Below are 2,065 nucleotides of genomic sequence, written 5' to 3'. Positions count from 1 at the left end.
GGCCGGCGACGACGTGTCGTCGCGGCCGCCCGGGGCGCCGGCGGACGCCGACTACCTGCGGGGCCTGCCGGTCGCCGCGGACGACGAGCGGCCGGGCACACCGGTCGCCGGTCTCGGTCGTGCGGTCGAGGAGTTCTCCGGGGAGTCGCTCGCCGCGGTCCCGGCCACGGGGGACTGGACCGCTGCGCGCCTGACCGCGCTGCTCGACGCCGTCACCGCCGTCACCGCCGACGGCCCGGTCGGCGTGCTGGCCGCCCTGTGGACCGGGGAGCTGGTCGCCGCGGCCACCCCGGTCGCCGACCTCGACGCCGGGGTCCGGCCGGGGCCGGACTGGTCGGTCGCGCACGTCGTCGCGCTGTGGGGGAGCCGGGACGGGCCGTTCGGGCCGCTGCTCGCCGTCGCCGACACCTACCCGCAGCTCGGCTCGCCGGACCTCGGGCCGGGGCTGCACCTGCAGCCGACCGACCGGGTCGCGGTCGCGCTGGGCCACGGCGGCGGCCTGGTCCTGGTCGGGCCGGACCGGCGCCGCGACGCGCTGACCGCGGCCCTGGGCCGGCGGCCGGTGGGTGTGGTCGAGGCGACCGACCTGCCCGAGTCCTGTCAGAGCGCGCCGTCCGGGACGCTGCGGGCGGTGGACCGGGCCGAGCGGGACGCGATCGTCGCCGCGCTGCGCGACACCGACGGGAACCGGGCCGCCGCGGCCGCGGCGCTGGGGGTGGCCCGGTCGACGCTGTACCGGAAGATCGCGCAGTATCGGATCACGGACTGAGCGGGCCGCATCACCTCGTCAGGAACGCGGTCAGCTCCTGCGCCACCTCCTCGGGGCGCTCCTCGGGCAGATAGTGGTCGGCGTCCAGGGCCGTCCCGTGCACGTCCGTGGCGTAGCCGGCCCACACCGCGGGGACGTCGTAGGACCGCCCGACGAAGGAGTGCGCGCCCCACAGCGCCAGCAGCGGCGCGGTCACCCGTCGGCCGGCGTCCGCGCCGTCGTGGACGCGGTCGATCCCGGCCGCGGCGCGGTAGTCGGCGCACGACGCGGCGATCGCGGCCGGGTCGGCGAAGCAGCGGACGTACTCGGCGACGGCGCGGTCGTCGAACGGGGTGCCGCCGTGGTGGCGCGACCGCATCCGGGCGGTGACCCAGAACTCCGGATCGCCCCCGATGAGGCGCTCCGGGATCCCGGCCGGGGCCGTGAGGAAGAACCAGTGCCAGTAGCCCAGCCCGAAGCCGGCGTCGGCGGTATCGAACGCGTGCCGGGTCGGGACGATGTCGAGCACCGCCAGCGCCGACACCGCGTCCGGTGCGTCGAGGGCCAGCCGGTGCGCGACCCGGCCGCCGCGGTCGTGCCCGGCGACGGCGAACCGGTCGAACCCGAGCTCCCGCATCACGGTGAGCTGGTCGGCGGCCATGGCACGCTTGGCGTAGGCGGCGTCGTCCGGGCCCGGGGGCGGCTTGGCGCTGTCGCCGTAGCCGCGCAGGTCGGTCGCGACGACGGTGAACCGGTCGGCGAGCAACGGCGCGACCCGGTGCCAGATCGCGTGGGTCTGGGGGTAGCCGTGCAGGAGCAGCAGCGGCGGCCCGGATCCGCCGATCACGGTGTGCACCGCCGTCCCCGCCGCGTCGACCGTGCGGGCGGTGAACGGGGCGGGCAGCAGGGTCCGCGGGCTCATCGCGCCGGCCCCCCGGGGGCTGGGGTAGGACGGGCGGCATGCCGCTGCCGGGCCCCGTGCCGACCGACCCCGTGCCGACCGACCCCGTACAACCCGGTGCCGCGCTGCCGGACACCGTCCTGCTCTGGGACGCCGACGAGGTCGCCGACCCGCCTCCGGAGCCCTGCTGCCTGGCCGAGACCGCGCCGGGCGACCGGGCCGTGGTCTACCGCACCGGGCCGGGCGGGGGCGTCGCCGCGCTGTTCGCGTTCACCGGTCCCGCCGAGCCGCACCCCGGCGGACGGCACGCGGCGGGCGTCGTCGTGCCGGTCGGACGGCCGGTGCCGCGGGCCGAGCTGCTGGCCGACCCGGTGCTCGCGCCGGTGTTCCGGCACCTGCGCGGCCGTCGCAGGCTG

The 2,065-nt window shown here is 78.3% G+C and carries 3 protein-coding genes; 2 read left to right on the top strand and 1 reads right to left on the bottom strand.

Going from position 1 to position 2,065, the window contains the following annotated elements; translation table 11 throughout:
• Positions 1-769 (top strand): helix-turn-helix domain-containing protein (locus tag NH602_RS30455; RefSeq protein ID WP_253069637.1); only part of this gene is annotated, 769 nt, incomplete at its 5' end.
• A 10-nt stretch (positions 770-779) separates the two neighbouring features.
• Here the strand turns inward: NH602_RS30455 and NH602_RS30450 are convergent.
• Complete coding sequence (locus NH602_RS30450) at positions 780-1,670, bottom strand: alpha/beta fold hydrolase (RefSeq protein ID WP_253069636.1); 891 nt, start codon at positions 1,668-1,670, stop codon at positions 780-782.
• Positions 1,671-1,708: 38 nt separating this feature from the next.
• Between NH602_RS30450 and NH602_RS30445 the strand changes: the two genes are divergently transcribed.
• On the top strand, positions 1,709-2,065 hold a 357-nt coding region (locus NH602_RS30445), incomplete at its 3' end, for a hypothetical protein (RefSeq protein ID WP_253069635.1).

This window comes from Pseudonocardia sp. McavD-2-B, from assembly GCF_024124365.1.
Taxonomy (GTDB): domain Bacteria; phylum Actinomycetota; class Actinomycetes; order Mycobacteriales; family Pseudonocardiaceae; genus Pseudonocardia; species Pseudonocardia alni.
The sequence above is the reverse complement of the archived record's forward strand: the minus strand, read 5'-3'. Positions and strand labels throughout refer to the sequence as shown.

Bases quoted from the DNA above. Each gene is read 5' to 3' on its own strand.
- NH602_RS30450 (WP_253069636.1), bottom strand. From the start codon at position 1,670: ATGAGCCCGCGGACCCTGCTGCCCGCCCCGTTCACCGCCCGCACGGTC.